Source organism: Methylocaldum sp. RMAD-M, assembly GCF_017832375.1.
Lineage (GTDB): Bacteria > Pseudomonadota > Gammaproteobacteria > Methylococcales > Methylococcaceae > Methylocaldum.
On sequence record NZ_JAFIBZ010000001.1, the window covers coordinates 310,959 to 336,789 of the forward strand.

Below are 25,831 nucleotides of genomic sequence, written 5' to 3' on the forward strand. Positions count from 1 at the left end.
GGGTTGCAAAAAAAAGTTAAAATACTACTCCGTTTTTCCCTTTGCCTAAGCCCATGGCGCCTCATTCTCAAATTCATATTTATCCGGCGATATTGAGTTCGAGGTCTTTTCCTTTCCGCGAAAGCGGCCGCTTGGCCATTGGGACATACTGATTTTTTCTGCGGGAAGCAACAAAGCCTTTATTGCCAGGCAAACGCGCAAAAACCGAGAGGGAGATTATACTTTGAAGTTGAATCGTCCTAAACCTGTTGTCCTCATCATTCTGGACGGTTTTGGTTACAGCGAAACCAAAGACCATAACGCTATCGCTCTTGCAAGAACCCCGACATGGACGAAGCTGTGGAATACTTGCGCGCATACGTTGCTCGATTGCTCCGGTGAAGTCGTCGGCTTGCCCGACGATCAAATGGGCAATTCCGAGGTGGGACATTTGCATTTAGGGGCGGGTCGACTTATCAATCAGGATTTTACGTTGATCAGTAAAGCGGCTAGGGACCGTTCGTTTTACACCAATCCCGTTCTGCGCGAAGCCGTGGACAAGGCCCTTCGGAACGATAAGGCACTCCATATTTTAGGACTGCTGTCGCCCGGCGGCGTTCACAGCCACGAAATTCACATTCATGCAATGGCGGAGCTCGCGGTTAGGAAGGGGCTGAGAAAGGTCTATGTGCATGCCTTTCTGGATGGGCGAGATACCCCACCCAAGAGCGCAGGCGACCCGATACGCAGAATGGATTCGAAGTTCGAAGAACTGGGGGCAGGGCGGATTGCATCCATTATTGGCCGTTTTTACGCGATGGATCGCGATAATCGCTGGGACCGTATCCAGCAGGCATACGACCTTATCGTGCAAGGAAAAGCCGATTACCGCACGGAAACGGCGATCGAGGGCTTGACGCTGGCTTACGAGCGGGGTGAGTCCGACGAGTTCGTCAAAGCGACTTCAATCGTTCCGGACGGTGAAGCGCCGATTACTCTCAAGGACGGCGATGTCGTGATATTCATGAATTTTCGGGCCGATCGCGCCCGAGAGCTGACGCGCGCACTCAACGAGGCCGATTTCGTGGGGTTTCGACGCGAGGTCGTTCCGAAGCTGGGTGGGTTTGTTACATTGACGGAATATCACCAAGACTTTACGTTTCCCGTCGCTTATCCGCCGCAAGACGTGACCAACAGCCTGGGCGAAGTCTTGTCGAAGCATGGTCTAAAGCAGTTGCGGTTGGCCGAGACTGAAAAGTACGCTCACGTTACGTTTTTCTTTAATGGCGGAGTAGAAACGCCCTTTCCCGGAGAAACGCGCATCTTGGTGCCGTCGCCCAAGGTCAAGACCTACGATCAGAAGCCGGAAATGAGTGCTCCTGAAGTGACGGAAGAATTGGTCAAGGCGATCGAGTCCGGCGAGTACGACGTCATCATCTGTAACTACGCCAACGGGGATATGGTTGGTCATACTGGTAACCTGGACGCATCGATTCGGGCGGTAGAGGCTTTGGATGAGGCATTGGGTCGAGTCGTCGAGGCTCTCGACAAGGTCGGGGGCGAAATGCTGATTACGGCAGATCATGGCAATGTCGAGCAAATGATCGATCCTTCGACCGGCGAAGTTCAGACCGCGCACTCGGTTAATCCCGTGCCGCTCGTGTATAAAGGCAAAGCCGGTAGGTTAAGCGACGGAGGCGGTCTGCCCGATGTCGCGCCGACATTGCTCGCGATTATCGGGCTTGAAAAGCCGGCGGATATGACGGGGCGATCGTTGCTGATTTGAGGTTTGCCGTTTTGTCCTGTCACCGAGTCGCGCGAGTTTTCTGTCTGGCTCTAGCATTCAAAATGCCTTTCGCGGCGGCGGTCTCGGAACCAAAGGATCGTTTGGATGAACTAACTACGGTTCGGGAGCGTATTAAGACGGTCCAGAAGTCCAGGGACGCTCTAGAGTCGCGCAGACGAGCTCTGATCGGGCAATTGAGCGGTATCGAGCGGGACTACGGACGTCTGGCAAAACGGCTTAAAGAGCTCGAGATTCAAGCGCAAGCCCAATTGCGGCATTTGAACGATTTGGAACGCCAAAGCAGTGAGTTGCGGGCGGCAGTGAAAGCGCAATATAAAACATTGACAGGACAAGCTCGTGCGGCCTATGCCGCCGGCCGGCAAGATTGGCTGAAGCTGGTGTTGGATCAGGAAGACCCACGCCAGCTCAGTCGCGTGCTGGCTTATTACAATTATCTGAGTCAAGCTCGATTCTCGCTGCTGAGGGAGATGCAAAAGGATTTAACAACCGTTTCGCAATTGCAGCAGCAAGCGTCGGCCGAAGCGGCGAAGCTTCAATCCACTCGTGAGCAGGTAGCAAAAGATCGCCTCGAGTTGGATAAGTTCCGACAATCCCGACGCGAGGTTTTGGCCGACTTGGAACATAGCCTTCAGGATAAGGACACCCAGCTGAGGCGGCTCCAGGAGGATGAAGAGCGCCTGCAAGATCTGGTTGCCGCCATTCGGCCTTTGTCGGACGACTCGGCGCGAGATCGGTCAGTCAGCAAAGGACCCTTTTCCGCCCTTTATGGTCAGTTAACATATCCGACGAAGGGTTCACTGCTTGAGTCGTTCGGCAGTCCGCGAGCGAGTGGCCGTTGGGATGGTGTCGTTATACGAGCACCGGAGGGCGCGCCGGTGCATGCCGTTGCGGCGGGGAGGGTGGCATACTCCGATTGGTTGCGGGGCTATGGCTTGTTGACCATTATCGATCACGGCGAGGGATATATGAGTCTCTACGCTTTCAATCAGAGTTTGTATAAGAATGTCGGGGACTCGGTGAACGGCGGTGATATCATCGCTACAGTCGGTGCCAGCGGCGGTCGTGCGGAGTCCGGACTTTATTTTGGCATTCGCGAAAAAGGAAGACCGGTGAATCCTATGTTATGGTGCAGTCACAAAGACTGACTTTTTACGGATTGATTTATGAGGCCTTATCCAGGGCGTTTTTGGTTGTAGGAAAATCTATGTTGCGACAAAGAAATTTTCTGGTTCTTATCTTTGGCGTTCTGCTCGGCATTTTGATCAGTACGGGCAGTAGCGTCCTCGCCGAGCGGGAGGCCAGTGGCGATACAAATGCAATCCCCTTCGAAGGATTGAAAACCTTTTCGGAGGTTTATGGACGCATACGCCAGGATTACGTAGAGCCGGTAACGGACCAGAAATTGTTGGAAGACGCCATTCGCGGAATGCTCGCTGGTCTCGATCCGCATTCAGCGTATTTGGATCAGGAGCAGTATAACGAGCTGAAGGTCGGTACTACCGGACAGTTCGGCGGCTTGGGTATCGAGGTCGGAATGGAAAACGGTTTCGTGAAGGTCATCGCGCCTATCGACGATACCCCCGCGCAGAAGGCTGGCATAAAAGCCGGCGACCTCATTATCCGGTTGGACGACAAGCCGGTAAAAGGCATGAGCCTGAACGACGCGGTTAAAATGATGCGTGGCGAGCCGGGTAGCGAGATCGTGTTGACCATAGTTCGCGAGGGTGTCGAGCAGCCGCTGAAGGTTAAAATCGTACGCGACGTCATCAAGGTCAAAAGCGTAAAGAGCCGGCTTCTTGAGGAAGGATACGGCTATGTTCGCATTACGAGCTTTCAGTCCAAGACTGGAGACAATGTCATCGAAGCCATCAGCGAGCTCAAAAAGAAAGGCGACTTGAAGGGCGTTGTGCTGGATCTTCGCAATAACCCCGGCGGAGTTCTCAATGCGGCGGTGGCGGTTAGCGATGCCTTCTTGGAGAGTGGCCTGATCGTTTATACCGATGGTCGTGTCGAAGACGCCAAGATGAGGTTCAGTGCGACTCCGAATGACGTTCTGAACGGTGCTCCAATCGTAGTGCTGATAAACTCCGGCTCCGCTTCGGCCTCGGAGATTGTGGCCGGTGCTTTGCAGGATCATGGACGCGCCATCATCATGGGCGAAAAGACCTTCGGCAAAGGTTCGGTGCAGACAATCTTACCGACCAGCAATGGCGGCGCGGTCAAACTGACCACGGCGCGCTATTACACGCCTTCCGGACGCTCCATTCAAGCGGAGGGCATCGCGCCGGACGTACCGATCTCGAAGGTGAAGTTGGAAATGGCCGCCCAATCGGAGTTTTCTCCGATCAAGGAAGCCGATTTGGTAAACCATCTCGAGAATGGAGCCGAGAAACCGCTCAAGAAGGACGAAACCAAAGCAGGGGATAAGAGTGAAGAGGCCTTGGCCCTGCAGGATTATCCGCTGAACGAAGCCCTTAATCTTCTAAAGGGTATCAATATCATGAGATACGGCCATAAAAAGAACTAGGCCGTGTCGGAGAATTGAAGCACACCCCCGGCTTGACCGGGGGTATTGTTTGTCGAGCGTATTTGAGTTGCCCGAGCTTCCCAGCTATTTACGCCGCCGATAAAGTGGTTCTTTAACGTCTACGGCGGCTTGATATTTCACCGTGAACTCCTGCAATGCGGGCAGCAGTTCTTGCGCATTCGCGGAGCCGTTCGGTTCGAAGGCGTTTACGCCTACCCGACTCAGAAAAAACATCTGATCCCTGAGAAAATCGCCGCGGGCGCGAAGCTCGCCGTTAAAACCGTAACGTTCCCGCAAAAGCCGAGCCAGAGAAAAGCTTCGGCCGTCTGTGAACTGGCGAAATTCCAAGACGATTATCGAGAAGTACTTAAGATCATCTGCAATTTCTTCGAGACTGTCGTCGCTGTTTAGGCGCAGCCCCAAGGGGACGCTGCAAGCGAGCAGGCGATCCCTTTCGTTCTTCCAGCGGAGCAGCGAAACCGTTACAGCCTGTTCCGGCAAGGCTTCGTCGTCGCTCAAGTGCCGCCAGTCGTTTGCGACGATATGGCCGTCTTTAATTATCTCCATAAACTCGCCCCTGGAATGGTCGCATACCGATACGTCTAACCGTTTCAAGAAATGCCTCGTCTTCCAGTCGATGCTCTCGGTAAGTTTGGAAGATGGCTTCTATCGCATGGCAAACCTGGTCCTTGGCTACGGAGGGACCTAGGCGTTCACCGAGGGAAGCATCCTTTCCGGATGAGCCGCCCAGGGTAATCTGGTACCACTCTTCCCCTTTTTTATCGACGCCCAGAATGCCGATATGACCGACGGTATGATGTCCGCAACCGTTCATGCAACCCGAGACATTGATCCGGATATCGCCTAGATCGTAGAGATAGTCCAAATTGTCGAAGATCTGCTGAATGCCGTTAGCGATAGGAATCGATGTCGCATTTGCCAATGAGCAAAAGTCGAGGCCGGGGCAGCAGATGATATCCGTCGCCGTGCCGATATTGGGTGTCGCCAGTTCAAGAGATTTAAGGCGCTGCCATAAGTCGTGCAAATCCGCCTGTTTAACGTCGGCCAGAACGAGATTCTGGGTGTGGGTGACTCGAATTTCGCCAAAACTGTAATGGTCGGCTAAATCGGCAATTACATCCATTTGGCTTGCGCTGAGATCTCCTGGAGGTTTTCCCGGTGTTTTCAGGGACACGAAGACAACCCGATAACCCGGCATTTTATGAGGGAAGGTATTATGGCGGAACCAAGCGGCAAACTGGCTGTCGTGGGCCGTTTTTTCCGCTAACAAGGGATTGTCGGCTAGCGTCTCGTAGGGCGCGGGTTGGAAGAACGTCTTGATCCGCTCGATTTCTTCGAGATCCAGGAGCAGGTCGTCCTTTATTGCAGCCCACTCGGCTTCGACCATTTCGGTAAACTTTTCCTTTCCCAGCTCTTTCACCAGGATCTTGATTCGCGCCTTGAATTTGTTGTCGCGACGTCCGAAGCGGTTGTAAACGCGGAGAATCGCTTCCAGATAAGACAGCAGGTGCTTTTTCTCGAGAAACGGGCGGATTGTCACGCCGATGATCGGTGTGCGCCCGAGGCCGCCGCCTACCAGAACTTCGAAACCTATCTCGTCCCGATCGTTCTTGACGAGCTGCAAACCGATGTCGTGTAGCTGGGTTGCGGCTCTATCCTTTGCCGCACCATTGACGGCAATCTTGAACTTGCGCGGCAGAAAGCTGAATTCCGGATGGAGGGTGGACCACTGCCGGATAATTTCGCAATAAGGGCGTGGGTCCTCGAGTTCGTCTCCGCCGACTCCCGCAAGATGATCGCTGGTGACGTTGCGGATGCAGTTGCCGCTCGTCTGGATCGCATGCATCTGTACCGTAGCGAGTTCGCTCAGAACATCCGGCACGTCCTCGAGTTTCGGCCAATTGAACTGAATGTTCTGTCGCGTCGTGAAGTGGCCGTAACCCTTGTCATAGGTTCGCGCGATATGAGCCAACATCCGCAGTTGGCGCGACGAGAGCAGGCCATAAGGAATGGCAATGCGCAGCATCGGCGCGTGTTTTTGGATGTATAAACCATTCATCAAGCGAAGAGGCCGGTACTGATCTTCGCTGAGTTCTCCCTTCAAGAACCGCTCTGTTTGACCCCTGAATTGAGCGGCGCGCTCATTCACTAAGGTCTGGTCGTAATTGTCGTACTGGTACATATATGGAAGAAATCCGTCTGCCTAGGCGAGAGAAAAGCCTGAGTAATTCAGTAGGGAAAAACTATAACATGGAGCCGTTAATAGGAAAAAATAATAAAACTGGATATATCTATGAATTTACTTCATATCGACTCTGCCTGTAAACGCCGTTCTTCCGTCACAAGTGCACCTGAACCGAAGTGCGGAAAAAGTGCTTGGTTATTCATTCGCTAGCCCTTCTATATATATAATGCAGGGCTGTTTTGACTGGGGGGTCGTGCTGCTTGACGGCAGTGGCACAGACGTTTTTCAAAAACACCGAAGAGGGCTTAGCTTTGTTACGCGCATTCGTTTTACTTTCGCTGCTATTTCTTGTGCCCGGTTTGGCATCGGCCGAAGGATCGGAGGTCTTGGGGCTGACCGGTACCCAACGGGGCCTTTATTGCGTCTTGGTCTTCATCATCGCGTACGGGTTCGTGATGACCGAAGAGTTTACCCATTTGCGAAAATCCAAGCCGGTCATTCTTGCCGCCGGCATCATTTGGGCGCATGTGGCTTATCTGGCCGCCAGCAACAGCGTTCCATCGGAGAAGGTGCACAAGGCCTTCGAGCACGATCTCCGCGAGTATGCCGAGCTGTTTCTGTTCTTGTTGGTCGCTATGACCTACATCAATGCCATGGCCGACCGAAATGTGTTCGAGGCCCTGCGTTCCTGGCTGGTGAGCCGTAAATTCGGTTATCGCAAGCTTTTCTGGATCACCGGGGTGATCACTTTCTTCCTGTCCTCGGTAGCTGACAACCTGACTTCCGCGCTGTTGGTGGGTGCTGTGGTGATGGCTGTCGGTGCAAATAGCCCACGCTTCGTAGCTTTGGGTTTTGTCAATTTGGTGAGCGCGGCTAATGCGGGCGGCGCGTTCAGCCCCTTCGGCGATATCACCACGCTAATGGTCTGGCAGGCCGGCAAGGCGGAGTTCTTCGACTTTTTCGAGCTGTTCATTCCGTCGGTGGTAAACTTCGCTGTGCCCGCCGCCTTCATGCACTTCGCCATACCGGACGAAGCACCCAGTTTCCCCGATGAGGAGCAGGTCAAGATGAAGGACGGCGCCCTAATCGTTTGCGGCTTGTTCGCTCTCACCATCGTGACCGCCGTTAGCTTCAAGCAATTTCTGCATCTTCCGCCGTTCCTGGGCATGATGGTGGGACTTTCCTTTCTGATGTTCTATGGATACCGCTTGAAACTGTTGTACAGCGCCGAGAATGGGAGGTTCGATGTATTCGCCAATGTTCGCGATGCGGAATGGGATACCCTGCTGTTTTTCTTCGGCGTGGTATTCGCTGTGGGCGGTTTGGGCTACATCGGTTATTTGGAACTGGTTTCCGAGGCGATGTACGATGGACTCGGGGCGACGACGGCAAATATTCTGATCGGCGTGCTTTCGGCCATCGTCGACAACATTCCGGTCATGTTCGCGGTGCTGAGCATGAATCCCGATATGGACCTTTATCAGTGGATGCTCGTGACCTTGACCGCCGGCGTGGGCGGAACCATGCTGTCCATCGGTTCGGCGGCGGGTGTGGCCCTCATGGGGACGTCGCGCGGCATGTATACCTTTTTCAGCCATCTGCGCTGGACGCCGGCCATTATCGCCGGCTATGCCGCGAGCATTTTGACCCACTATTGGATCAACGGCTAACGCCGCTTCGGCTCATTTAAACAAGGCGTAGCCGTTATCCGCGGCTACGCTTTTTTTCGCGGTCTGATCCGCGTCCTTCCCAAGCATCGAGCAAGATCGCCACGAGCATATCGGCGAGCACGTTTACCCCGGACCGGAGTCTCGCGAGGATCCAGTCGACCGGCGCGATCAGAGGTATCGCTGCGGCTACGATTGTCTCCGGCAAACCTGACGCACTCAGCACCAGTGGAAGGATAATCAATCCCGCTTCCGGAATTCCGGCGACGCCGATAGCCGCCATAAGCGCCGAGAGCACAATAATGGCTTGTTGTCCGGCTCCAAGCCCGTAACCCAATGCCTGTGCCAGGAACAGTGCCGCCATAGCCTCGTACAGCGTGATGCCGTCGTTATTAAGATTTGTTCCGGCGCAAACCGCGATGCGCGCAGATGAGTCCGAGACGCCGATGGTCCTCAGGCACCGCAAGGTAACGGGCATGGCCGCCAAACTGCTGTTTGCCGATAAGCCGGTCATGATGGCATCCGCGCCTTGCTTCAGATAAATGTGCGGTGGCTTTCCACCCGCCAGCCATGCCGCCAAGGGATAATAAACGAGGCCGTGCAAAGCCAGGCCAAGGCTTATAACACCGAGAAACCCGCCTAAATCGGCGAAGATTTCCAGACCGGTTTTTCCGACGACTTGAGCTACGAGGCCGAAGACTGCGAACGGAACGGCTTCGACAACCCAAGAAAGCACCTTGGCTAGAATCTGATAGGCCGAGGATACAAATCCTTCCAACGGTCGAATGTCTGCGATATCGCTCTCGCCTTGGCGATCTTTAAGCCAGCGTAGGGCGGCGCCGAATAGCAAGGCGAGCAGAACTACCGAGATCACGTTATTGCCGGCAAGCGGTTCGATCAGGCTTTGAGGGATATAGGCGCCGAGGTTCTTCAATGGGTTGAGGGTTGCCGCCGGGACCGCGTTTGAGCTCGCCAGAGCGGAATTTCCGGAAAGTTGGGCGGTGAGTTGCTCGATCCTGTCCTGCCATGCCAGCCCGGGTTCTATCGCATTCATCAGCAGCAAGCCGATCATGCAAGCGACCGAAACGTTGATGAGGCAAATCGTCACCAGCCGTCCTCCGCTTCTTGCGGATATATGGGTTCGCGCAAATGCATCGAGAATCGCAAATAGAATGAGCGGCACGGCAAGCGCTTTCAGGAGTCGGATCACGAGCATTCCGAGCTGCCCGAGATGGTCGTTTCGAAGGCCCCAAAGATAAGCTTCATCGCCACCGACGACGCCGAGTAACGCCCCCAGCGCGACGCCTATCAGTACGCGTATCGACAGGGGCCATCGTTTTGCTTTCATGTTCAGTTTCTGTTGATCGAAAGAGAGGATGTTATCGCATCGTTCAAGACTAAGGCGGTCGGCGTAGCTTAAGTCGACATTTCCGATAGTCCAGGGGGCCTGGGACTAGTGCCCATTTCGGCATGGCGCGGTCTTCAGGCGTGGTTTCGGCCGTTCTGCGTTAGGGATTTGTCCCAATTGACGGTACTTGCGCTTGTTGCTTACATCACTCGAACGAGAGGCTGCTCACTGCCCAAATAGCCAAGGCGATGAGCGGCGCATTTCTATTCATCGGACGGACAAGGAGGGTTCGAATCATGAGATTTATCACCTTCGGTTTATTGTGTCTCGTCAGTCTTACCGGTTGTGACGGCTCCGGGAGTTCAGGCGAGAAGAAGGTTCCTTTGGATCAAGTGCCGCCAGCCGTAAGAGCAACGGCAGACAAGGCGGTGCCTGGAGTCCAATGGGAGAAAGCTGAGACGGAAACGGAAAAGGGCCAGGCCATTTACGAACTGAAGGGACGTGATTCATCGAATCGTAAAGTAGAGGTTGAGGTGACGCCCGAAGGGACATTGGTCGAGGCCGAGACCGAGATTCCGTTGGAGGAGGTCCCCATCGTCGCGCGTGAAGCATTGAAAGCGAGGCTGCCCAATTTCAAACCGGACGAGGTCGAATCGGTCACTAAGGGAATTGGCCCCGCCGGATACGAGTTCGAGGGACGGGACGAAAGGAACAAGAAGATCGAGGTTTTTGTTTCGGCGGATGGCACTCAGGTGACCATCGAGGAAGATGATGACTGAGGAAGGTATTTTTTACGCTCGGTCGGTTTCGCACCACCCTGAGCAACATCTACTCGACGGGAGCGGCCTGAAGGTAGCCTCCACATCTCACGTCTCCGTCGATATCAGGGGCAGGGATGGTCGCGGCGGTTCACGTTCCTGCCGACGCCAAACCCGGGACCCGCTAGGCTCCGAGTTTTTTCGATCAGCTGGGAATCACACGTGACGTGAACGCGTCGCACACGATGTCTTTCATGGATGCGCCTGCCAGGAAGGCTTTCTTTTGAGCGGCTTTCACCATTTCCGGGTGTCCGCACAGAAAAACTCGCCATCCTGTCAAGTTGGGCACCTCATTCAACGCGATCTGGTGAACCCTTCCGCTTGCGAATTCTTTCGAAACGTGGCTGCCCGAAAGACAGGCTGTGTACTCGAAATTGGAGTAGGCTCTGGTAAGTTCTCGCAGTTTATCGGTTAGGTAGAGACCGTTCGGAGTCCGGCTGCCGTGAAAGAGCCTGATCGGTCCGATATGGCCCTGGGCGAGAGCGTCACGAACGACGCCGTACAGCGGCGCCAGTCCGCTGCCCGTGCCGATCAGCAGCAGGCCTTGTTCGGGCGATCCGGGTAGGTAATAGCAATCGCCGCCTGGACCTTGAATGTCGATCGTGTCGCCCGGGCGCAAGGCGTCGTGCACCCAATTGCTCACTTTCCCTTGTGGTACTCGCCGTACGTGGATATGAATATGAGGATCTTCGGTCGGTAGGCTGGCGACGGAATAGCTTCGCGCCAGATTCTCGCCCTGATACAGGTTGATGAATTGACCGGCCCGATACTCGATCTGTTCGTGGGCTTTCAGGCTGACCTGCATGATCTCGGCGTTTAGAAGCTCCATGCCCACAATCGTCGCGGGGGTCCTGGAAAGCTCGTTGCCAGGCAACGAGACTGAAAGGGTTTCTTCCGGATTGCAAATACACGCCAGAAAGTAATTCTTGGCTTTTAGCGTCGGCTTCAGTCCTTTTTGCGAAGCTTCCGGTGGACGCCCGACCTCCGCCCGCATCAGACAGGCTTGGCAAATACCGGCGCGACAACCGAACGGCACGGATGCGCCGTGCTCGGTCAAACACTCAAGAACGGACTGACCGTCGCGTAGCGAATAGATTTGTCCATCGTAGCGGATATTCGGCATCGAGACCCTTCCCCAGAATAAACCGCGGGTTATCGACCGAGAACGTCGTTCCGAGTACTTTCGGCGATGGCCGCAGCTTCGGCAATAAGTTCTTCCGGAACTTTGAGTTCCTGCATGGTCGCGGCCAGGTTTTCCATCACCGCATCAAAATGAGCGTCGTTCAATCCGTTCTTGACAAGATGAGCGTGGCCTCGCCGCATGTCGAGACCGGAGTAGTGATGGGGACCCCCGAATGCCATGGTCAAGAATGCTTTCTGCTTGGCCGCTTGTGCCTCCATGTCGACGCTTTCGAAGAAATGGGCGATTCGGTCGTCGCTCAAGACCTTGCGGTAAAAAATATCGACGGCAGCGTCTACGGCAGCTTCGCCCCCCAGCTTTTCAAAAAGACTTTGGCTCATTTAGAGTTCTCCAAAACTATGGGTTTCTGTCAATCATGTAGCATTAATGCATCTTTACGCGCATAAAAAAACGCGTAAATCGCGTTTATTGCACTTAATATGCGTGCTCGATGAATATTAAGAGACGGTACGCTACTCTGTCAATCGGCCTAGGTTTGCGGATTGCAGGCTTGGACAAAAAGACCGAAAATCGGCTGCCTTTGTCCCCGGCATCCGCTAGACGCAACACCTTGGCAAGGTTCGACGATCGGTAGCGCTGGATTTACCTTATTCGAGTGAAGTGCCGGTGATAACGTGTGTTCGTCTTCGCTAGGGGGCAAGTTTTACGACTCTCAGAGGAGATTTTGCAGTGAAAAGAATTATGATGATCTTGGGGGCCGCGGTCATCGCGACGTTTGCTTGGGCGGAACAGTCCAATGTAGCACCGGCTCCGAATGGGATTACGATCCCGCAGAATTATAAAGATTGGCGGCTAATCGCTGTTTCTCAGCGTCCGGAAACCAGTACGCTCCGTGCCATTTTAGGTAATGATGTCGCTATTGCTGCGGCGAGAGCCGGAAATACCAATCCTTGGCCAGATGGAGCGGTGCTGGCCAAGCTGGTGGTAAAGCAAAAAAACCATCCCAAATATCCCACGGCCATGGTGCCGGGTGAATTCGTCCATGCCGAGTTCATGATCAAGGATTCAGCCAAGTATGCTTCAACGGGCGGCTGGGGTTTTGCCCGCTGGCTGGGAGAGAAGCAGGAACCTTATGGCAAGGACGCGAATTTTGCACAGGAATGCGTCGGCTGCCACACGAGTGTTCAACAGAACGATTGGGTATTCACGGGACCGATCAATTTGCCTTGAACCGGAAAAGACGATATCGGCGGGGGTTGCTTGGGAATTGCCCCAGGTGCATGTAAAATGCGCCTCTTAATTTCAAGAGGCTGCCCGTCACTGCTGCTTGCAAGATAGATTGGAACGGGTTTGGCGGGGCGGTGAAACTGCACGCATAGAGCCGAGTCCAATAACGAGCGAAACAGGCTGTTATCTGGTAACCCATACAGCTTACAGGAAAATTTGAAATGACTTTCGTAGTAACCGAAAACTGCATCAAGTGCAAATTTACCGATTGCGTCGATGTTTGCCCGGTCGACTGCTTTCACGAGGGGCCGAATTTTCTAGTCATCGATCCTGATGAATGTATCGACTGCACTTTATGCGAGCCCGAATGCCCCGCGAACGCGATTTATTCCGAAGATGAAGTTCCGGAGGGCCAGGAACAATTCATCCAATTGAACGCGGAGCTTTCGAAAGTGTGGCCAAGCATCACGGAAGTCAAGCCAGCTTTGGAAGATGCGGACGAGTGGAACGGCAAACCGGACAAGATGCAATATCTCGAAAAATAATCGGAAGGTCGTGGCTAGCGATGAGTTATACGGCGGGGAGTTCAATCGGGTTCGATAATTCGTCTTTTCGTCGCCTCAACTGAAAAGTCTCAATCTCCGCTGTCGAGGGCGCTGTTGAAGTCAGCAGCGCCTTTTTGTCGTGAACAGTCGGTCTTGAACCGAACACGTTTCAGCAGCTGCCGCTGCTGTTTTCACAATCGCTCAAGATTTGTCGTCCGCTCTTGGAAAACTGAACTGGGCGGCGCGTGCCGGGATGTGCGCACCAGGCTGCGGGGTCTTGTAAGATATACGGCTCGATCCCGATGAAATCGTCTTCATAAGGATCTTCGGTAATCATGCGGAAGTGCGTTCGCACGCCGCGATCCGCTCCCCGCGTGGAAAGATGTATCCGTCCTCGTCGCGAAACTTTTCGTAGGTGCCGCGGTAAATGACCGCATGGCCGCGGTCGATGTACTCCTTGCCTTCGCCTTTTACGGTGGTTACGGTCACCGATCGGAATTCGATGCTCCGATGGCCTGCCACGGCATCGTATCCCACTTGTCCAGCTTCACCGCAACGGAGGTCCGACTCGACCCATGCTTTCAAGAATTCCTGTTCCTGAGGCACCCGAAATACAAGCGCTCCGCAGTTTCGAGTCGGTTTTGAGGTGGAGCGGGAACCGGTTCGTCGGAAACGATACCGGCAACGGCGACAGGCGTTTAGCAGTCCTCGCAGATCTTACCTAGAGATAGAGTATTTGCCGAAATTCGGGGCTGCTCGAGGTTGGTAGCTTTTCGCGATTAATTCAGCCTTAGAGTTGAGCTTTGCGAAATGATGCTATTGAAAAGAGTATAATTTTTGTTTCCCTCGTTCACTCGGGATGACGCCGAAGACGCCATGAAATTGCAGCAATTACGCTATATCTGGGAAGTTGCGCAGCACGAATTGAATGTTTCTGCGACGGCGGACAGCCTCTACACGTCGCAGCCCGGAATTAGCAAGCAAGTCCGGCTTTTGGAGGATGAACTGGGGCTTCCGATTTTCGCGCGGAACGGCAAGCACCTGACGGAGATTACCGCAGCCGGCAAGCAGATTGTGGCGATTGCCGGAGAAATTTTGGGCAAGGTCCAGGATATAAAGAATATCGCGCAGGAACACCGCGACAATAAGGTCGGTTCGCTGTCCATCGCCACTACGCACACGCAGGCGCGCTATGCGCTTCCTCCCGCCATAAAGGAGTTCATGCGTCGTTACCCCGGGATCAAGCTCAATATCAACCAGGGCACGCCGATGCAGATTTCCGAATTGGCGTCGCGCGGGGTTGTCGATATGGCGATTGCCACCGAAGCGATGGAGCTCTTCGAGAATCTCGTCATGCTGCCGTGTTACCAGTGGAATCGCTGTGTCTTGGTACAGCAGGGGCATCCATTGACGGAAAAGGCGGAGCTAACTTTGCAGGATGTCGCCGAGTATCCCATCGTGACTTACGTCTTCGGATTTACCGGACGTTCGCAGCTGGATCAGGCGTTCGAGAAGGCAAATCTGCATCCCCAGTTAGCTTTGACTGCGGTGGATGCGGACGTGATCAAGACCTATGTAAGGCTCGGTTTGGGAGTCGGAATCGTTGCCAAGATGGCTTACGACCCTGTCGCGGACGCCGATCTGATTCCGCTCGATGCCAGTCATATGTTCGGTTTGAGCACGACGAAGATCGGGCTGCGGCGGGATATGTTCATCCGCGGATTCATTTACGAGTTCATCCGCTTATTCGCGCCGCATCTGACGCGGGAATTGGTGGAACAAGCCATGACCCAGCGGGAACAAAAAGACGTCGATGCCTTGTTCGAGAATATCGCGCTGCCGGTGCGCTAGTTTTCGCATGCCCGGCTTGGTGATGCGCCAAGGCCGGTGTTGATCCTCAAGCTTTTTCAGCTGTTTTCAGATTCCCGGCATGTAGGCCGCATTCCTTCTTCCCGGCATCTTCCCACCACCACCGGCCTTCGCGCTCGTGCTGATTGGGCAGAATCGGCCGAGTGCAAGGTTCGCAGCCAATGCTGACGAAACCTTTACGATGCAGTTCGTTGAAGGGCACGTCGTAGGCCTCGATGTAATCCCACACCTGCGCCGACGACCAGTTCGCGAGCGGATTGAATTTGATCAGGCGATGGTCGGGCTTGGAAAACGCTTCGTCAAGCTCGATCTCCGCTAAGTTTTCCCGAGTCGGGTTTTGGTCGCGTCGCTGACCGGTAATCCAGGCGTCCAGCTGACTAAGCTTCCGGCGAAGCGGCTCGACCTTGCGGATGCTGCAACATTCGTGATGGCCGTCTTTGTAGAAGCTGAATAAGCCTTTTTCTCTGACTAAAGCTTCCAGTTGCACGCGATCCGGCGAAAGAACGTCCAGCCGAATGGGGTAGCGCTCCCGAACGGTCTCGATCAATCTGTAGGTTTCGGGATGCAAGCGACCGGTATCCAAGGTGAAGACCTGAATGCCCGGCTTGAGCTTGCTGGCTAGGTCGATCAATACCACGTCTTCGGCGCCGCTGAAGGAAATGGCGATGTTGTCGAACCATGTCAGCGCCGCCTTGAGAATCGCGCGGGGATTTTTTCCGGCCAATTCGCCTTTAAGCTGATCGAGATCGAAGAATTGAGTACTCATGTCGTATCGGGGTAGAAACCGTGACGGATAAGGTAACACACGAGATTCAATCCTAAAAATTCTAAAAACAACTTTTGATATAGAAAAACGGGATAAGATCAGACGAAAAAGCCCCGCCGTTTTCGGCGGGGCTTTGGTGTTCTCGGTCGTGGAAGCAACCGATTACATCATGTCTTCCATTCCGGCACCGGGCATGCCGGCTCCTTTTTCTTTCTTCGGCTGTTCGGCCACCATGGCTTCCGTGGTGAGCATCAGACCGGCCACGGACGCGGCGTTCTGCAGCGCGGAACGGGTGACCTTGGTCGGGTCCAGGATACCCATCTGAATCATGTCGCCGTATTCACCGGTCGCAGCGTTGTAGCCGAAGGTGCCTTCGCCTCCCTGAACCCGGTTCAGGACGACCGAAGCTTCTTCGCCCGCGTTGGTCACGATTTGACGCAGCGGCTCCTCGATCGAACGGCGCAGGATGGCGATACCCACGGTCTGGTCGTGGTTCTTGCCCTGCAGATCCTTCAGCGCGTTTTGAGCACGGATGAAAGCGACGCCGCCGCCCGGAACGATGCCTTCTTCAACCGCAGCGCGGGTTGCGTGCAGCGCGTCTTCCACGCGGGCTTTCTTTTCTTTCATCTCGACTTCGGTGGCTGCGCCGACTTTGATCACGGCAACGCCGCCGGCCAGCTTGGCCACGCGCTCTTGCAGTTTCTCGCGATCGTAGTCCGAGGTGGTGTCTTCGATCTGCTTGCGGATCTGCTCGACGCGAGCCTTGATGTCTTCCGCTTTGCCGGCGCCGTCGACGATGGTGGTGTTTTCCTTGTTGATCTGGATCTTCTTCGCACTGCCGAGATCGCCCAGGTCGACTTTTTCGAGGCTCAGGCCCAGTTCTTCGGAAATGACGCGGCCACCGGTCAGGATGGCGATGTCTTCCAGCATGGCCTTGCGGCGATCGCCGAAGCCCGGCGCCTTAACGGCGCAAACCTTGATGATGCCGCGCATGGTGTTGACTACCAGGGTCGCCAACGCTTCGCCTTCGACATCCTCGGCGACGATCAACAGCGAACGACCGGATTTCGCCACTTTTTCGAGCAGCGGCAGCAAGTCGCGGATGTTGGAGATCTTCTTGTCGTGCAGCAGGATGTACGGGTTTTCGAGCTCGACGCTCATGGTTTCTTGGCTGTTGATGAAATAGGGCGAGAGATAGCCGCGGTCGAACTGCATACCCTCGACAACATCCAGTTCGTTGTCCAAACCGGAACCTTCCTCAACGGTAATCACGCCTTCCTTGCCCACCTTGTCCATCGCGTCGGCGATGATTTTGCCGATGCTCTCGTCGGAGTTGGCGGAGATGGTGCCGACCTGGGCGATGGCTTTACTGTCGGTGCAGGGCTTGGAGAGTTTCTTCAGCTCTTCGATGACCACGCCGACCGCCTGATCGATGCCGCGTTTGATATCCATCGGGTTTGCACCCGCCGCTACGGATTTCAAGCCTTCGCGGACAATGGCCTGAGCCAGGACGGTTGCCGTGGTGGTGCCGTCGCCGGCGACGTCGGACGTCTTCGAGGCGACTTCCTTCACCATCTGAGCGCCCATGTTCTCGAACTTGTCTTTCAGTTCGATCTCTTTTGCGACCGAAACGCCGTCTTTGGTGACGGTCGGTGCGCCGAAGCTCTTTTCCAGCACGACGTTGCGGCCTTTCGGGCCCAGGGTCTGCTTCACGGCGTCGGCCAGAACGTTAACCCCGGCCAGCATGCGCTGACGGGCATCATCGGAAAAACGGACTTCTTTAGCTGCCATCAGTTAATTCCTCCAAAATCAGTCTGAACGTTAGGTCGTGGATCAGGCTTCGAATACGCCCATGATGTCGTCTTCGCGCAGCATCAGATATTCGGTGCCGTCGATTTTGACTTCGGTACCGGCATACTTGCCGAACAAGACTTTGTCACCGACTTTTACATCCAGTGCGCGCACTTGACCGTTATCCAGGGCTTTTCCGTTTCCTACAGCAACCACTTCGCCTTTGATCGGCTTTTCCTTTGCGGTGTCGGGAATGACGATTCCGCCCGGGGATGTTTTTTCTTCTTCCCAGCGTTTTACGACGATACGGTCATGCAAGGGACGAATTTTCATGATGACTGTTTTCTCCTTGAAGAAGGTTGAACCTCAAAAAAACACTGTAGTGTTAGCACTCTCTGTCGAGAGCTGCTAACAATATAGCGATGCGGATTTAGTTTTCAAGGGGCGCAATATGAAATTTTGATTACCGAATCGAGCTAGCATTTCAGAAAAGATGAAGGCCAGCGTTAGGCTGGCCTTCGGTTTTATGGCCTCGCGTGGCCGGTCTTGTGGAAAGCGGGTCGCCGCCCTACCTAAACGAATCGGCGAAGATGTTGTCGGCCCAATGGAACATGTGCTCGTAATTTTCCGACGACGGCTCCGCCGCTTCGCCGAACGAATCCTCGACGCGCTTCATGCTGTGCGTTGTCGGATCGTATTGGTAAACCGCAGTCAACCACGACGCTTCGGTCTCGGTGATGGGGCTGAAGCAGGCCGAATTGGTCGTCGGCTGCGGGTCCGGTGTTTCGCCGACGAACGCGCGGATGATCGAGTCGACGCAAACTTTGGCCTGGGAGTTCGCCATGTGGCCGGACTTCGGTTGTGCCGTTGCCTGAGAATCGCCGATCACATAGATGTTTTCGTAGACGGTTGAACCGTAAGTCAGCGGATCGACCGTCGCCCATCGGCCCGTCGGATCGTTGACCACGCCGGCGTCGAAGACGATCTGTCCGGCTTTCTGGTTGGGAATCATGTTGAGCACGTCCGCCGACAACGCGCCGATCGTGGTGTCTATTGTCTTGAGCGATGAATTGACTTGGGTAATGCCTACGTTGGCGTGGTATTCGAGCGTTCCTGCATAGGTCTGGCTGAATGCCGTGCCGAATGTATGCGGCTCGGCCACGATGTCTGGGTTCGCATCCAGCACGATGATCTTCGAACGTCGCTTCTTGCGCTTCAGATAAGCGGCGACGATACATGCACGCTCATATGGGCCGGGTGGGCAGCGATAGGGCGCTTTGGGGACGTTCATGACGAACACGCCACCGTCCGGCATGGCCGCCAATTGATTCTTGAGCAGGGTAGTCTGGGGCCCGGCTTTCCAGGCGTGGGGCGTCAGGTTCGGGTCGTACAGACGTTCGGCTCCGGCCGGATTCGGGTTGATGAAGTCGATGCCGGGCGCAAGGATCAGATGCTCGTAGTCTAGTGTGGCGCCATTCGACAGACCCACCTTGCTACCGACCGGGTCGATGGCGGCAGCCATGGCTTGGACGATCTTGACGCCTCGATTTCTTAAACCGTCGTAGCTTAGGTTGATCCGGTTCATCGAGATGGCGCCGGTGATGACCAGGTTGGACAAAATACAGGCGTAGTGTGTGGCGTTGGGCTCAACCAGGGTGACATCGATGGTATTGTCCCAATGTTTGAGGTATTTGGCGGCCGTTGCGCCAGCGAAGCCTCCGCCGATGATGACGACTCGATTCGAGAGCGGTGTCGCGGCGCTCAAACTTCTGGGTATGGCCGCAACAAGCGAGGTTGCGCCGGCGAGTTTTAGAAATTGCCGTCTGTTGAAAGCAGTCATATTTAGTCTCTCCTGTCGGGAGTTGGCGTCATTGGTCCTGCGGTAGGAGGCTAGTCGTCCGAGGACGAGGCTCGCGGAAGCGAGCCAAGGTAGTCGGCGATCAACCGTAGTTGATCATCGGTATAACCGCGGGCTTGCCTGTCCATGATGTCCTCGACCGGGCGGTACTTTCTTTCGATCAGCTCGTCATGCAACTCGTCGGCAGACTCCCCTGCCAGCGACTCGTAGCCCGAACCGTCGGTTCCGTGACATTGCGCGCATTGCGCGGCAAGGAGACGTCCGGCGGGAGGCTCGGAAAAGGCGCTTAGTGGAGTGGCCGTGGCAGTAATCAATACGAAACACGTTCTTAGGGGGTAAAACGATTTACGCATGTGTTACCTCGCTCGGTGACGTTAATGAGGTTTGGCCAATTCGTTTGCCGTCGCGCGGTCACTTAAGTTTCCCCGCGCGACGGGACGTTTCTCTGTCGCCCTTGGTGGGGGGGCAGGTTTCGGGTGTGTTTCGGTAACCCTACGGGATGTACTGAAATTTCCATGCCGCGGCCGCTTTCTGGGCGGATTCTTGTTCCCGAATACTGGGTTAACGTACCGGGTCGTGACCAAAGGAGTTACAGAATATGCTAATAAAACAATAAGTTGATATGGCATTAGCGGAAACCCGTGCTGGTGTTCACGCGGCTAGATGAAGCTGCGACGATGGACGCGAGCGGACTCGAGCTCGGCGGTTGTGACGCCGGCTAGCGACGAAAGAACAGGTTGATCAGCAGAGTCAACACGAGGCTGATGATGATCATGGAGGTGATGGGGATGAAGATGTACCGGTTTTCGTCCTGAATCCGGATATCACCGGGAAGCTTTCCGAACCAGCCGAACAGTCCCGGGGCGTAGGATAGGACCAATCCGAGCAGAAACAGGCCGATACCGACGTAGATGAGAATTTTCCCGAATGACATCGCTCAAGTCCTCTTTGACGCTTCGCCACCATCAATCAAGTAGACCGTCGCGAACAGCAAGAGTGCTGCGATGCCTAGCAGCCACCGAATGTCGGTTTTGGTCGTGCGGCGCTCGACGAATTCCGGGGCGCGTAATGCGTCCATGAGACCTTCCGGCGTTTCCAGACGATGATAGCGGAGGCCGGTTGTCGCGCTCAGTTCGCGTAGATGGTTTTCGTCCAGCCAGGAAAGATAATAGCCTTCGCGCGGCGGTCGGGGTACGGTCTCGGTTGTTTCGTAGGCTGTGCTGGATTCCGGCATTTGCGCGATATCGGTGTTTTCCCAATAACCGATGAGCCGGTTTTCGCGATCGTATTTCGGCACTGTGGTCGGATGCAATCCGCCCACACCCACGATCAAGCCAGCGATTTCTCCCGGTTTTCCGGAAAATGTCGGTCGTATTGTTTGCGGCGGTGCTTCCTGGCCGTCGGTGAAGAGCGCCAGCCGAATGCCGGGATCTCGGTTTTTTACGTCCCGGATAGCGGCATAAACGCCTTGAGCGACAAAGCTGTTGGCTGCCCAGGCCATGCGCCAGTCGACATGGGCGAGCACATCGTCGATCACGCGCAGGTGTTCGCACACTTCTATGGGTTCGAACAGTAATTGAACGCTCTGAGTGGTGAAAAGTCCGAGCCCGACTTCCGAGCCGCACGGAAGATCATGCACCGCCTGCCGGATCGATTCCTTGACGAAATTGAGCCGGTCCGCCGGCATGTTTGCGACATGGTAATCGCGGACATTCATGCTTTGCGTGATGTCGATGACGAAGGCATAGCGGTAGACCCGAAGCGGCAGCGGGAGTTTCGGATCGGCAAAGGTCAGCGCCACGAGCACGGTGGCAACGAACAGCGCCGTCGTGCGCCAGTCCCGGCGAACGAGCCGCATCCTCACGGCGCACCACCCGGAATCGTGGGCACGGTAGCGAATACACTGGGTTTCGCTCCGTGCCAATCCGCCTTTTCCCGCTCCTTGGCCGGCGGGGTAATCCTATGTGCGTATTCGAGATTGAAACGGGCATCCCAGTTGTTCGGATTCAGCCGCAGAGCCTTCTGCAACTGTTCCTTGGCCAGGGCGACCAGCGTGTTGACACGGACATATTCCAATACGCCTTTGGCGTTCCACAGTTGGGCGGCCTCTCGAAGATACAGTGTTCCAAGATTGTAATGAACCTGCTCGCGAAGGTGCTCGTCGCCGCGTTCGAGAATGGTGGTGTAAAGGCGCAGGGCTTCCTGCGTCTCGCCCGATCGTTCGAGCCGATGGGCTTTGGCGAGTACCAGAACGGGCGGTGTTTTGTCGTCGACCTCGACCCTTTCCGGCTGGGAGATTAGAGTGTTTTGGCGGGCGATTCGGAAAACGGCATAACTTTCGTAAACGACTCCTGCCAGGAGGGCTGCCAGAAGACCCCAGATCAGCATCGGCGAGCGCCACATTCGCATCAAACGGGCCACGACTTCACCTCCAATGCTTTGGCGCTCAGGAGCAGTGCCAGAAATGCGAGAGCAGCGGCATAGCAGTAGCCGGAGATGTCCCTTCGCGGCAGTTTTTCCAGGTAGTGCAGCGGAAGATTTTCCAACTGCTCGACCTCTAGAATTGCGCGCTGCAGCGCTTCCGGATTTTCCGCCTCGAAAGCCCGATAGGGGACGCCAAGGTTTTGGAAATATTGATGTAGAAAATATTCCGGCGTCGTGCTTTCGCCCGGATTGACCGGCTTCTCCGAAAGGCGTCCGCTCCTTGGATTTCGGAGGTAAATCCAGTAAAGGGTCGCCTGCTTTTCCTGAAACCATTGCCGTAGCTGGTCGCGGGTTTCCTCTTCGATGCGCGCCGCTCCGTCCGAGACCAGCAGAACGATTCGGGACCCGGTGAACGGCTTTCCGCTGTAAAAATCGAGCGCCATCGCCAATCCGGGCGCGATGTTGGTTACTCCGTGACCGCGACCGCTAGTCGCTTCGATAGCCGCTAAGATCGCCGGCCGATCTTGAGTGAAAGGCATGACGTAGATTGGTGCAGCCGAAAAATCGATCATGGCGAACAGATCGTGCTCCCGTCGGGCGACGAATTCGGCCAGCAGCTTGCGGGCTATGGCGCCTTTGGTTTCCTGCGCGCGACCGCCCATATAGCTGCCGGAGAAATTCTCGTTCATGCTGCTGCTCCTATCGAGCAGAAGCACGATGTGGGCCCCGGTCCCGACTCTTTCCACCCATTGCTCATGCAAGTAAGGACCCGCGATGCCCAGGCTGAGACTAAGCGCTGCAGCGGCGGCGCTAGACCGCAGCAGTCGATCGAGCATCGTCGACAGCGGATCGCTCGGGAGCATCGAGATGGAGGGATAGGAAATCGCGGCTTGCCCGCGTTTTAATAAAGGAATCAGGGCGGTAATGCCGAGAATCAGTGCCCAAGGTGCGGAAAGCCCGATGTTCAAACACTCCTCCGTTCAGCAAGGACACACTGGCGGCATAAGGCTTCAAGCCGGGAAAACAGGGAATCCGCTGGTATCGGTGCATCGGGGGCGGTGAAAAAGACTTGCCGGGACAGGGCGAAGAAATGGTTAAGCTCGTCTCGAAGCTCGGCGAAGGCCGGATGGTCTGCCAGGAAGGATTCCAATTCCCCGGCAAACAGACGAAAACCGGCGGTGTCGTCCAAGGCTCGGTGCAGGAGCTTGATCGCGGTCCGGTACGCATCGGCATCGGCCGGTTTACGGCTGAGCTTCTTGAGATCGCGCATGGTGCGCGCAAACGGCGGGGCTGTCTTTGTAAAGAACGGCAGCTTGCCGTAACGCCATGCGAGAAGCGGCAGTACGGCCAGGGTTCCGGCGAGATAGGCGATAAGCCTCAGGCGGTGTGACAGGATCGGAAGCGGCTCCGGTACCACGGATTCGCGGATTTCGACTTTTTCGTCTGCAATGTCGGGCGGAATGATCGGTGCGATCGTGATATACCACGGCGGCGTTCGCGCTTCTAGCGGGGCTTGTCCCTGAAAACGGACCGGCAGTGACGGGATGGTCAATTTTTCCGGTTGCCGTACGCCTTTGAACACCTGATAGGTCAGCCGCAGTCGGTAATGGGCTACGTCTTTAGCGTTAGTCTTGGTCCAACTGACGGTGCGGAGATCCAGCCATTCATCGAGTGCGCCGGGCTTGGGCAGATATTCGGTCTCCAAAGCATAGCTTTCGGGTACCGTGATGAGGACGTGATAATCGATCAGGTCTCCTATGACATAGCCGAAATTCCGCGGTGCCGACGGCTCGATGCGAGGCGTCAATTCGGCGGAGCAGGCGAGGGCAGGGGCCAGTAGAAGCGCCGGGCTCAAGCCGAAAAGCAGTTTAAACATCGGGCGCATCGTTCAGGTTCGATAAAAATAACGGGTCAGCTCGTCCGGGTCGAAACGGTCGATCAGGAAGAACGGCTCTCGACCATGAAGCGCGCAAATCTGCCCCAGTTCCTCGCGGCGCTTCTCGAACGACACACTGATCTTCTCTCGTAGCGCGGGTCGCATGAGCAATCGCCGCCGGGCACCGGTCTCTGGGTCTTCGAAATTAACGAGACCCCACGAAGGTAGCCGATCGAATTCGGCGCTGTTCCATAAAACCACCGGCACCACATCATGGCGGACCAGGGCCTTGAGCAGTGTATCGAGGCGATCCAGGGTTAAATGAAAATCCGAAACGAGAAATACTAAGGCTTTCCGTTTCCCGAGATACGGTACGACCTCGTTCAGCCCGTCGGAGGATCTGCCCCGAGGGCGGAGGTTCTTGAGGTTCTCCAACAGTTCCGGCGCGGCGCCTTTATGCCAGCGCAGCGGCAGGAGCATGTCCTGGAGTATCGTGCTGTCGCAGCCGATAAAGCCGAAGAAGTCGCCGGTGCGGTAGGCGGTATAGGCCACCGAAGCGGTGAATTCGGCCAACAGTTCGGTCTTCGATCTCGTGCCCCGGAAACCCATCGATGCCGAAAGGTCGGCGACTACATAAACGGGAATCGCGCTCCTTTGGCGAAAAGTTCGCACCATGAGCTGCTCGAAAGGATCGTGCAGTGTGGCGCGTATATCCAGATTTCGCGGGTCCGGATTGGATGTTAATAGCGTATGACCGGCGAATTCGTAGCCGCCGCCCTGCCGTGCACTACGGTGGTGGCCGGGATGGACACCCGGTGAGCGCCAATTAACGTGATAGTGAAACTCGGGGATCAAGGCGCCGCGACGCGTTGCAGAATACCGCTCATGAGTTCACCGACCAGATCGCTTCGGCGAAGTTCATAAACCGGATTGAAGAAGACCCGGTGAGCGGTGGTGTCTACGAAGACCTGCCGAATGTCCTCGGGGATCAGGCTGGTCCGATCATTCAGCCAAGCCGAGACCCGGGCCGCCCGCATCATCATGCTCATTCCCCTGGGGCTGGCGCCGGCCAGGACCAATTGCCGCATGTCCACGCCGTCCATTTTGATGCCGTAATCCTGAGGTCGCCGAGTCGCCTGCCAGAGATCGAGCGCGTATTGTTGCAATGCGTCGCTGGCCTTGATCTCGACTTGAATGACACGGGCGATATCCGCAATGTCGCGGTAGGGCAGAACGCCTGGCTGTACGTCCTCTATCAGCCGATCGGTGTCGTGAAACCGGGGGTCAAACATCAAGGCACGCTGCATAGCCGGGTCCTGTGGCGTTTCGATGTGCAGTTCCATCAGGAAACGATCGCGTGCCGCCGAGGGAATTTCGAAGGTTTCTTCCTTCTCGACCCGATTGCGATCGGCGAAAACCAGGAGGTGCGGGAAAAAATACTCTCGGTTGAAGGCCGTTATGCTGCGTTCGGCCATGACCCGCAACAGTAATGAATGCACTTGAGGGCGGGCCCGGTTCACCTCGTTGAAGAAGAAAACGGAAAGCTGCTCGCCGTTCTTGAGGATGGGGCCCGGATCGACCTGCGGCCTGCCTACCTCGTTGATATAGGTATGGTAAATGAGATCGTTGGGCATCAGGTCGATTGTGCCCTCGATTCGTTCGTAAGCGCCGCCCAGTCCCCTAGCGACTGCTCTAAGTAAAGTCGTTTTACCCACTCCGACGTCGCCTTCCAGCATGACGTGGCCGCGGGAGAAAATCGCTAGCGTGATTTGGCGGATGGCGTGATCGAGGCCGATTACGGCGTTTCCGATTTCTTGCTGGAAGCTCAGGGCGCGCTGCCGCCAATCTGAGAGCAAGGTATCTTTATCGTATCGAGACATAGCGCAGAAACGGGTCAACGGAGTAGGGAGAGGTGCAGCAGCTGACCCAATAGGTTACAGCATCGGAAGGCGCAAAGGAAAAACCCCGCATTGCGGGGTTTT

General features: G+C 55.4%; 27 protein-coding genes. 8 read left to right on the forward strand and 19 right to left on the reverse strand.

Features of this window, described 5'->3' with window-relative positions:
* The first annotated feature begins 223 nt into the window (after positions 1 to 223).
* The 3 genes from gpmI to JOD69_RS01420 all read left to right on the forward strand — a co-directional run bounded on the left by gpmI (position 224) and on the right by JOD69_RS01420 (position 4,313).
* Complete coding sequence (gpmI, locus tag JOD69_RS01410; RefSeq protein ID WP_086135160.1) at positions 224 to 1,765, forward strand: 2,3-bisphosphoglycerate-independent phosphoglycerate mutase; 1,542 nt, start codon at positions 224 to 226, stop codon at positions 1,763 to 1,765.
* A 278-nt stretch (positions 1,766 to 2,043) separates the two neighbouring features.
* Positions 2,044 to 2,931, forward strand: coding sequence for a peptidoglycan DD-metalloendopeptidase family protein (locus JOD69_RS01415; RefSeq protein WP_210023771.1), 888 nt, complete (start codon positions 2,044 to 2,046; stop codon positions 2,929 to 2,931).
* A gap of 59 nt (positions 2,932 to 2,990) precedes the next feature.
* Positions 2,991 to 4,313: a S41 family peptidase gene (locus JOD69_RS01420; protein WP_077728461.1), complete on the forward strand. Its 1,323-nt coding sequence runs from the start codon at positions 2,991 to 2,993 to the stop codon at positions 4,311 to 4,313.
* Positions 4,314 to 4,397: 84 nt separating this feature from the next.
* Here JOD69_RS01420 and JOD69_RS01425 read toward each other — a convergent pair whose 3' ends face one another.
* Positions 4,398 to 4,880 (reverse strand): DUF934 domain-containing protein, encoded by a 483-nt coding sequence (locus tag JOD69_RS01425; protein WP_077728460.1) that lies wholly within the window; start codon positions 4,878 to 4,880, stop codon positions 4,398 to 4,400.
* A complete protein-coding gene (locus tag JOD69_RS01430; protein WP_086135162.1) occupies positions 4,867 to 6,516 on the reverse strand; it encodes a nitrite/sulfite reductase in 1,650 nt (549 codons plus the stop codon). The genes JOD69_RS01425 and JOD69_RS01430 overlap by 14 nt, the downstream gene beginning before the upstream one ends.
* Before the next feature lie 314 nt (positions 6,517 to 6,830).
* On the opposite strand from JOD69_RS01430, the gene nhaD reads away from it, so the two are divergent.
* Positions 6,831 to 8,189, forward strand: a complete 1,359-nt coding sequence (nhaD, locus tag JOD69_RS01435) for a sodium:proton antiporter NhaD (protein ID WP_133717643.1) — start codon at positions 6,831 to 6,833, stop codon at positions 8,187 to 8,189.
* 34 nt (positions 8,190 to 8,223) lie between these two features.
* Here the strand turns inward: nhaD and JOD69_RS01440 are convergent, their stop codons facing one another.
* Positions 8,224 to 9,534, reverse strand: coding sequence for a dicarboxylate/amino acid:cation symporter (locus tag JOD69_RS01440; RefSeq protein WP_077728457.1), 1,311 nt, complete (start codon positions 9,532 to 9,534; stop codon positions 8,224 to 8,226).
* Between the two features lie 296 nt (positions 9,535 to 9,830).
* Here JOD69_RS01440 and JOD69_RS01445 point away from each other — a divergent pair, with 296 nt between their 5' ends.
* Complete coding sequence (locus JOD69_RS01445; protein WP_133717645.1) at positions 9,831 to 10,313, forward strand: PepSY domain-containing protein; 483 nt, start codon at positions 9,831 to 9,833, stop codon at positions 10,311 to 10,313.
* 184 nt (positions 10,314 to 10,497) lie between these two features.
* Here the strand turns inward: JOD69_RS01445 and JOD69_RS01450 are convergent, their stop codons facing one another.
* Together JOD69_RS01450 and JOD69_RS01455 are read right to left on the reverse strand one after the other, a co-directional pair.
* Complete coding sequence (locus JOD69_RS01450; protein ID WP_077728455.1) at positions 10,498 to 11,475, reverse strand: FAD-binding oxidoreductase; 978 nt, start codon at positions 11,473 to 11,475, stop codon at positions 10,498 to 10,500.
* Positions 11,476 to 11,504: 29 nt separating this feature from the next.
* The gene (locus JOD69_RS01455) at positions 11,505 to 11,873 is read right to left on the reverse strand and encodes a group 1 truncated hemoglobin (protein WP_077728454.1); all 369 of its coding nucleotides are present in this window, start codon (positions 11,871 to 11,873) and stop codon (positions 11,505 to 11,507) included.
* A gap of 349 nt (positions 11,874 to 12,222) precedes the next feature.
* Between JOD69_RS01455 and JOD69_RS01460 the strand changes: the two genes are divergently transcribed.
* Together JOD69_RS01460 and fdxA are read left to right on the forward strand one after the other, a co-directional pair.
* A complete protein-coding gene (locus tag JOD69_RS01460; protein ID WP_348529937.1) occupies positions 12,223 to 12,723 on the forward strand; it encodes a cytochrome P460 family protein in 501 nt (166 codons plus the stop codon).
* Between the two features lie 218 nt (positions 12,724 to 12,941).
* A complete protein-coding gene (fdxA, locus tag JOD69_RS01465) occupies positions 12,942 to 13,265 on the forward strand; it encodes a ferredoxin FdxA (protein ID WP_077728452.1) in 324 nt (107 codons plus the stop codon).
* A 169-nt stretch (positions 13,266 to 13,434) separates the two neighbouring features.
* Here the strand turns inward: fdxA and JOD69_RS01470 are convergent, their stop codons facing one another.
* Together JOD69_RS01470 and JOD69_RS01475 are read right to left on the reverse strand one after the other, a co-directional pair.
* Positions 13,435 to 13,602: a hypothetical protein gene (locus JOD69_RS01470; protein WP_210023772.1), complete on the reverse strand. Its 168-nt coding sequence runs from the start codon at positions 13,600 to 13,602 to the stop codon at positions 13,435 to 13,437.
* Positions 13,599 to 13,850, reverse strand: coding sequence for a hypothetical protein (locus tag JOD69_RS01475; RefSeq protein WP_139841142.1), 252 nt, complete (start codon positions 13,848 to 13,850; stop codon positions 13,599 to 13,601). The genes JOD69_RS01470 and JOD69_RS01475 overlap by 4 nt, the downstream gene beginning before the upstream one ends.
* A 291-nt stretch (positions 13,851 to 14,141) precedes the next feature.
* On the opposite strand from JOD69_RS01475, the gene cysB reads away from it, so the two are divergent.
* Complete coding sequence (cysB, locus tag JOD69_RS01480) at positions 14,142 to 15,116, forward strand: HTH-type transcriptional regulator CysB (protein ID WP_077728450.1); 975 nt, start codon at positions 14,142 to 14,144, stop codon at positions 15,114 to 15,116.
* A gap of 46 nt (positions 15,117 to 15,162) precedes the next feature.
* Here cysB and JOD69_RS01485 read toward each other — a convergent pair whose 3' ends face one another.
* From JOD69_RS01485 to JOD69_RS01540, 12 genes are all read right to left on the reverse strand, one after another.
* On the reverse strand, positions 15,163 to 15,900 hold the full coding sequence (locus JOD69_RS01485; RefSeq protein WP_210023773.1) for a phosphoadenylyl-sulfate reductase: 738 nt from the start codon (positions 15,898 to 15,900) through the stop codon (positions 15,163 to 15,165).
* A gap of 162 nt (positions 15,901 to 16,062) precedes the next feature.
* A complete protein-coding gene (gene groL, locus JOD69_RS01490) occupies positions 16,063 to 17,691 on the reverse strand; it encodes a chaperonin GroEL (RefSeq protein WP_077728448.1) in 1,629 nt (542 codons plus the stop codon).
* 42 nt (positions 17,692 to 17,733) lie between these two features.
* Positions 17,734 to 18,024, reverse strand: coding sequence for a co-chaperone GroES (gene groES, locus JOD69_RS01495; protein WP_077728447.1), 291 nt, complete (start codon positions 18,022 to 18,024; stop codon positions 17,734 to 17,736).
* Between the two features lie 235 nt (positions 18,025 to 18,259).
* Complete coding sequence (locus tag JOD69_RS01500; RefSeq protein ID WP_086135164.1) at positions 18,260 to 19,531, reverse strand: FAD-dependent oxidoreductase; 1,272 nt, start codon at positions 19,529 to 19,531, stop codon at positions 18,260 to 18,262.
* A gap of 50 nt (positions 19,532 to 19,581) precedes the next feature.
* Complete coding sequence (locus tag JOD69_RS01505; RefSeq protein WP_086135165.1) at positions 19,582 to 19,902, reverse strand: c-type cytochrome; 321 nt, start codon at positions 19,900 to 19,902, stop codon at positions 19,582 to 19,584.
* 365 nt (positions 19,903 to 20,267) lie between these two features.
* Complete coding sequence (locus JOD69_RS01510; RefSeq protein WP_086135166.1) at positions 20,268 to 20,483, reverse strand: DUF2905 domain-containing protein; 216 nt, start codon at positions 20,481 to 20,483, stop codon at positions 20,268 to 20,270.
* A gap of 3 nt (positions 20,484 to 20,486) precedes the next feature.
* Positions 20,487 to 21,407, reverse strand: a complete 921-nt coding sequence (locus tag JOD69_RS01515; RefSeq protein ID WP_086135167.1) for a VWA domain-containing protein — start codon at positions 21,405 to 21,407, stop codon at positions 20,487 to 20,489.
* Between the two features lie 2 nt (positions 21,408 to 21,409).
* Positions 21,410 to 21,970: an MxaK protein gene (locus JOD69_RS01520; RefSeq protein WP_139841143.1), complete on the reverse strand. Its 561-nt coding sequence runs from the start codon at positions 21,968 to 21,970 to the stop codon at positions 21,410 to 21,412.
* Positions 21,958 to 22,941 (reverse strand): vWA domain-containing protein, encoded by a 984-nt coding sequence (locus tag JOD69_RS01525; RefSeq protein ID WP_086135169.1) that lies wholly within the window; start codon positions 22,939 to 22,941, stop codon positions 21,958 to 21,960. The genes JOD69_RS01520 and JOD69_RS01525 overlap by 13 nt, the downstream gene beginning before the upstream one ends.
* Entirely contained in the window at positions 22,938 to 23,849 is a 912-nt protein-coding gene (locus tag JOD69_RS01530; RefSeq protein ID WP_139841144.1) for a hypothetical protein, read from the reverse strand. The genes JOD69_RS01525 and JOD69_RS01530 overlap by 4 nt, the downstream gene beginning before the upstream one ends.
* Before the next feature lie 12 nt (positions 23,850 to 23,861).
* Positions 23,862 to 24,704, reverse strand: a complete 843-nt coding sequence (locus JOD69_RS01535; protein ID WP_086135171.1) for a DUF58 domain-containing protein — start codon at positions 24,702 to 24,704, stop codon at positions 23,862 to 23,864.
* Positions 24,701 to 25,729, reverse strand: coding sequence for a MoxR family ATPase (locus JOD69_RS01540; protein WP_077728438.1), 1,029 nt, complete (start codon positions 25,727 to 25,729; stop codon positions 24,701 to 24,703). Before JOD69_RS01540 ends, JOD69_RS01535 begins: the two co-directional genes overlap by 4 nt.
* Between the last annotated feature and the right edge of the window lie 102 nt (positions 25,730 to 25,831).

Excerpts from the sequence above, each read along its gene's own strand:
- JOD69_RS01420 (WP_077728461.1), top strand. The coding sequence starts at position 2,991 with ATGTTGCGACAAAGAAATTTTCTGGTTCTTATCTTTGGCGTTCTGCTC.
- JOD69_RS01425 (WP_077728460.1), bottom strand. The coding sequence starts at position 4,880 with ATGGAGATAATTAAAGACGGCCATATCGTCGCAAACGACTGGCGGCAC.
- JOD69_RS01430 (WP_086135162.1), bottom strand. The coding sequence starts at position 6,516 with ATGTACCAGTACGACAATTACGACCAGACCTTAGTGAATGAGCGCGCC.
- JOD69_RS01440 (WP_077728457.1), bottom strand. The coding sequence starts at position 9,534 with ATGAAAGCAAAACGATGGCCCCTGTCGATACGCGTACTGATAGGCGTC.
- JOD69_RS01445 (WP_133717645.1), top strand. The coding sequence starts at position 9,831 with ATGAGATTTATCACCTTCGGTTTATTGTGTCTCGTCAGTCTTACCGGT.
- JOD69_RS01450 (WP_077728455.1), bottom strand. The coding sequence starts at position 11,475 with ATGCCGAATATCCGCTACGATGGACAAATCTATTCGCTACGCGACGGT.
- JOD69_RS01455 (WP_077728454.1), bottom strand. The coding sequence starts at position 11,873 with ATGAGCCAAAGTCTTTTTGAAAAGCTGGGGGGCGAAGCTGCCGTAGAC.
- fdxA (WP_077728452.1), top strand. The coding sequence starts at position 12,942 with ATGACTTTCGTAGTAACCGAAAACTGCATCAAGTGCAAATTTACCGAT.
- JOD69_RS01470 (WP_210023772.1), bottom strand. The coding sequence starts at position 13,602 with ATGATTACCGAAGATCCTTATGAAGACGATTTCATCGGGATCGAGCCG.
- cysB (WP_077728450.1), top strand. The coding sequence starts at position 14,142 with ATGAAATTGCAGCAATTACGCTATATCTGGGAAGTTGCGCAGCACGAA.
- JOD69_RS01485 (WP_210023773.1), bottom strand. The coding sequence starts at position 15,900 with ATGAGTACTCAATTCTTCGATCTCGATCAGCTTAAAGGCGAATTGGCC.
- groL (WP_077728448.1), bottom strand. The coding sequence starts at position 17,691 with ATGGCAGCTAAAGAAGTCCGTTTTTCCGATGATGCCCGTCAGCGCATG.
- groES (WP_077728447.1), bottom strand. The coding sequence starts at position 18,024 with ATGAAAATTCGTCCCTTGCATGACCGTATCGTCGTAAAACGCTGGGAA.
- JOD69_RS01500 (WP_086135164.1), bottom strand. The coding sequence starts at position 19,531 with ATGACTGCTTTCAACAGACGGCAATTTCTAAAACTCGCCGGCGCAACC.
- JOD69_RS01505 (WP_086135165.1), bottom strand. The coding sequence starts at position 19,902 with ATGCGTAAATCGTTTTACCCCCTAAGAACGTGTTTCGTATTGATTACT.
- JOD69_RS01510 (WP_086135166.1), bottom strand. The coding sequence starts at position 20,483 with ATGTCATTCGGGAAAATTCTCATCTACGTCGGTATCGGCCTGTTTCTG.
- JOD69_RS01515 (WP_086135167.1), bottom strand. The coding sequence starts at position 21,407 with ATGCGGCTCGTTCGCCGGGACTGGCGCACGACGGCGCTGTTCGTTGCC.
- JOD69_RS01530 (WP_139841144.1), bottom strand. The coding sequence starts at position 23,849 with ATGTTTAAACTGCTTTTCGGCTTGAGCCCGGCGCTTCTACTGGCCCCT.
- JOD69_RS01540 (WP_077728438.1), bottom strand. The coding sequence starts at position 25,729 with ATGTCTCGATACGATAAAGATACCTTGCTCTCAGATTGGCGGCAGCGC.